Source organism: Prosthecobacter sp. (genome assembly GCF_029946185.1).
Lineage (GTDB): Bacteria > Verrucomicrobiota > Verrucomicrobiia > Verrucomicrobiales > Verrucomicrobiaceae > Prosthecobacter.
Genome location: NZ_JAQSEA010000125.1, coordinates 1 through 4,190 on the forward strand (window position 1 = coordinate 1; position 4,190 = coordinate 4,190).

General features: G+C 59.6%; 4 protein-coding genes. All 4 read right to left on the reverse strand.

Going from position 1 to position 4,190, the window contains the following annotated elements; translation table 11 throughout:
- Positions 1–421: type I phosphomannose isomerase catalytic subunit (locus tag PSV43_RS10365; protein WP_345784659.1), on the reverse strand; the 421-nt coding region annotated here is incomplete at its 3' end.
- A gap of 1 nt (position 422) precedes the next feature.
- Entirely contained in the window at positions 423–1,139 is a 717-nt protein-coding gene (locus tag PSV43_RS10370; RefSeq protein ID WP_300196462.1) for a histidine phosphatase family protein, read from the reverse strand.
- A complete protein-coding gene (locus PSV43_RS10375) occupies positions 1,136–2,164 on the reverse strand; it encodes a class I fructose-bisphosphate aldolase (RefSeq protein WP_300196464.1) in 1,029 nt (342 codons plus the stop codon). The genes PSV43_RS10370 and PSV43_RS10375 overlap by 4 nt, the downstream gene beginning before the upstream one ends.
- A partial coding sequence (locus PSV43_RS10380; RefSeq protein WP_300196466.1) for a phosphoketolase family protein occupies positions 2,161–4,190 on the reverse strand: 2,030 nt, incomplete at its 5' end. The genes PSV43_RS10375 and PSV43_RS10380, both read right to left, overlap by 4 nt.

Here is a 4,190-nt window from a genome sequence, read left to right on the forward strand (position 1 = left end):
CCAGGCCCGCGTAAATGCAGATGTTGCTCCCGGCCTCCATCACCACCCATGCCTCCGTCTTGCCGGTCTCACCCTCCGGCAAATAGTTCGTCTGCTGATCCGACGGATGCACCTGAACCGATAGCGTATCGCGCGCATCGAGAAACTTGAGCAGCAGTGGAAAGCGGCGGCAGTGCCCGGCCATCTCTCCCAGCATCTGCACGGGGAACTGCTCCAGCAATTGAGCGATGGTCATTCCCTGGAGCGGCCCGTTCGCGACACGGCTCGCATGCTCAGCGCGATCACTCAGCAACCACGCTTCGCCAATGGAACCGGTGTCTGGCAGCGGTGTGGACAGCACATCGGCTAGACGCCGACCACCCCACAGCCGATACTGATAGATGGGTTCAAAGAGCAGTGTATAGAGCGGCGTTGTACTCATGTCACAGCCGCGCCGGGTTATGTTTTGGATCTGGAATCTCGCCGCCTTCGTTATCCCAGCGTTCGAGTTCCCGTTGTTTCAGCGGCATGGGGACACCATCGCGTGGATGATGCGGCAACATCGCCAATGGATGATTGGTCTGGTTCCACATCTCGATGACCGGGACTGCCGGGTGATGTGGATTGTAGCTGAGGATGCTGAGCGATGCCGTGCCGAGCGGGAAATGCTGCGCGGCGGCTAGTGGCAAACCGAGCCAGCGTGCCGCCAGAACCCCGCCGAACTGTCCATGCGAAAACAACGCAACGTTGCCGCCCAAGCGGCGCAGGCGAGCGATCAACCGGTCCGCGCGGTCTGACACCTGCCCGGGTGATTCACCGTGTGGGCAACCATCACGAAACAGATCCCACTCCGGGCGTGCTTTGATGATGTCCACGCTGCGCTGACCTTCGTAGTCGCCGTAATGCCACTCGGCCAAGTCAGCATCGATGGCAGCAGCGGAGCCCAGGCCGGCAAGTTCACAGGTGCGATGAGCGCGTTGGCGCGGACTGGTCAGGACATAGGAGAATACGCTGCCCCGGAGCCGCTGCCCGAGTTCACGCGCCTCATCTTCACCACTCGTGGTCAGTGGAATATCCGTGGTGCCCGTGTGCTGGCTGGTGAGCGCCCACGCGGTGCCGCCATGGCGCATCAAGCAGAGTCGCAGGGGGGCTGGCGTCATGGGTTTGATTGCTCCATCGCATCAGTGTAGGCACCGCGTCGCGCGGCATGGTTGCAGCGTGCGCGATGCAGCAGGGCGGCCTGCGCGGCTTCCACGTTGACGTTTTCGCCATGCCAGATCTCCAACGCCGGCTGCTGAATGGCGCGAGCAAAGGAAAACGTCAGCGCCCAGGGCAGGGGTGTTTTAGAAACTGTGTTCAGTGCATTCAGCCGTGACGAAGCCATTTGGGGTGATTGACCTCCCGACAGAAAAGCGATGCCTGGCACGGTTACGGGGACCACCTGCAACAGGCACGCAATGGTGGCATCCGTCACGGCATCGGCAGTGGAATGCTCCGCACAGTTCAGTCCAGGCAGGACCATGTTGGGTTTCAGGATGATGCCTTCCAGCATCACCTCCTGTTCCTGAAGGTGATGAAACACGCTGGTCAAAACTTGCACCGTCACCTCCTGGCAGCGTGCCAGCGTATGGGTGCCGGTCATGAGCACTTCCGGCTCGACGACAGGCACCAGCCCGGCATCCTGACACAACGCGGCGTAACAGGCGAGCGCGTGGGCGTTGGCCTCAATGCAGGGGTGGCCAGGCAGAGCCTCTCCGATGGCGAACACCGCACGCCATTTGGCAAAGCGAGCGCCCATTTGCGCATACTCCGCCAGTCGCTCACTCAGACCGTCCAAACCCGCCGTGATCTTTTCACCTGGATGTTCGGGCACCTCTTTGGCACCCATGTCCACCTTGATACCAGCGAGGATGCCCGATTCGATGAGCACATTGAGAAACGAAGTGCCCTCTTGGGTGTGCTGGCGGATCGTTTCGTCATACAAAATCACGCCACTGATGCACTCGTTGAGGCCGCGCGTGACGATGATCAATTCACGCCATGCACGCCGGGCGTCTTCGGTTTGCGGAATGCCCAGCGCAGCAAAGCGTCGGTTGCAGGTAGGAGTGCTTTCATCCATCGCCAGCAGGCCTTTGTGATCGGCGACTAACGCCTGTGCGGTGTCGATGAGCGCTTGTGTATTCATGATGCGGTCACCCATTTCCAGTCGCGGATCTCCGGCATGTCTTCACCGTTCTTGTCGATGTATTGCTTGTGTTCGAAGAGCTTTTTGATCAGCTCTTGTTTTAACGCCAGTCCCGCTTCGCCGGTCTGCGGCAACCGATCAATCGTGTCCATCACGAGGTGAAACCGGTCCAAGTCGTTGAGCACCGTCATATCAAAAGCGGTGGTGATGGTGCCTTCCTCTTTGTAACCACGAACGTGGAAGTTGTCGTGATTGGTGCGGCGATAGGTCAGGCGGTGGATCAGCCAGGGGTAGGCGTGGAAGGCGAAGATGACCGGCTTGTCCTTAGTGAAGAGCGTATCGAAGGCCTCATCGCTCAAACCGTGCGGATGTTCGCTCTGTGGCTGGAGCTTCATCAGATCCACCACATTGACGACGCGAATTTTCAGATGGGGCAGATGCTCGCGCAGAATGGAAACGGCGGCAAGTGTCTCCAACGTGGGCACATCGCCACAGCAGGCCATGACCACATCAGGCTCTCCCCCGCCATCATTGCTGGCCCATGACCAGATGCCGATGCCATCGGCGCAGTGTTTGGCGGCGGCTTCCATCGTCAGCCATTGCGGTGAGGGGTGCTTGCCCGCGATGACGACGTTGACGTAGTGGCGGCTGCGCAGGCAGTGGTCCATGACAGAGAGCAGGCAGTTCGCGTCAGGCGGCAGATAGACGCGCACGACGGAGGCTTTTTTGTTCACGACATGATCAATGAAACCGGGATCCTGATGTGTGAAGCCATTGTGATCCTGCCGCCACACATGGGATGCGAGCAGATAGTTCAGGGATGCAATCGGCTTCCGCCATGGAATGTGCGAGGTCACCTTCAGCCACTTCGCATGCTGGTTGAACATCGAGTCCACGATGTGGATAAATGCTTCGTAGCAGTTGAAGAGGCCGTGCCTGCCGGTGAGCAGGTAGCCTTCCAGCCAGCCTTCGCATTGGTGTTCGCTGAGCATCTCCATCACGCGTCCGGCGGGTGCGAGGAATTCGTCGTTGGATTCAGTCGCGGCGTCCCATTGACGGCTGGTGGTTTCAAACAGAGCAGCAAGACCATTCGAGATCGTCTCATCAGGTCCGAATACGCGGAAGTTCCGCTGTTCGTCGTTCAATTTCATCACATCGCGCAGAAACGGACCGAGCACATGCGTGTCCCCGATACCATGCACACCCGGCGTGGACACCTCGTCCGCGTAGTCACGGAAGTCTGGCATGACGAGATCGTGCAGCAGCAGGCCGCCGTTGGCGTGTGGGTTTGCCCCCATGCGTCGATTGCCTTTCGGCGCGAGTTCGGCCAGTTCCGGCAGCAAGCGCCCGCTCTCATCAAAGAGTTCTTCGGGATGATAGCTCCGCAGCCAGTCTTCCAGCAATTGGAGATGTTCGGGATGGCTGCGGGGATCAGAGATCGGCACCTGATGTGCGTGGAAGGTGCCTTCGATCTGCACGCCATCGACCCACTTCGGCCCGGTCCAGCCTTTCGGGGAATTCAGCACGATCATCGGCCAGCGCGGACGCGCCTGACAGCCGCGCTCGCGGGCTTCGAGCTGGATGCGTTTGATCTCCAGCACCGCCGCATCGAGCGTCGCGGCCATCGCCTGGTGCATTCCCGCATTGTCGTCTTGATACTCGACGAAGTATGGCGTCCAGCCGTAGCCGCGCATCAGTTGATCCAACTCTTCACGCGTGATGCGGGCAAGCACGGTTGGATTAGCGATCTTGTAGCCGTTAAGGTGCAGGATCGGCAGCACGGCACCATCGGTCGCGGCATCGAGGAACTTGTTTGAATGCCACGCCGTGGCCAGTGGACCAGTCTCAGCTTCGCCATCGCCTACCACGCACGCGACGATGAGTTCGGGATTGTCAAACACTGCACCGAATGAATGACTGAGCGAATAGCCCAGCTCGCCGCCTTCGTGAATCGATCCAGGGCACTCGGGAGAAGCGTGGCTGGGAATACCACCGGGGAAGGAGAATTGAAGAAAAAGTTTTTGCA

Excerpts from the sequence above, each read along its gene's own strand:
- PSV43_RS10370 (WP_300196462.1), bottom strand. The coding sequence starts at position 1,139 with ATGACGCCAGCCCCCCTGCGACTCTGCTTGATGCGCCATGGCGGCACC.
- PSV43_RS10375 (WP_300196464.1), bottom strand. The coding sequence starts at position 2,164 with ATGAATACACAAGCGCTCATCGACACCGCACAGGCGTTAGTCGCCGAT.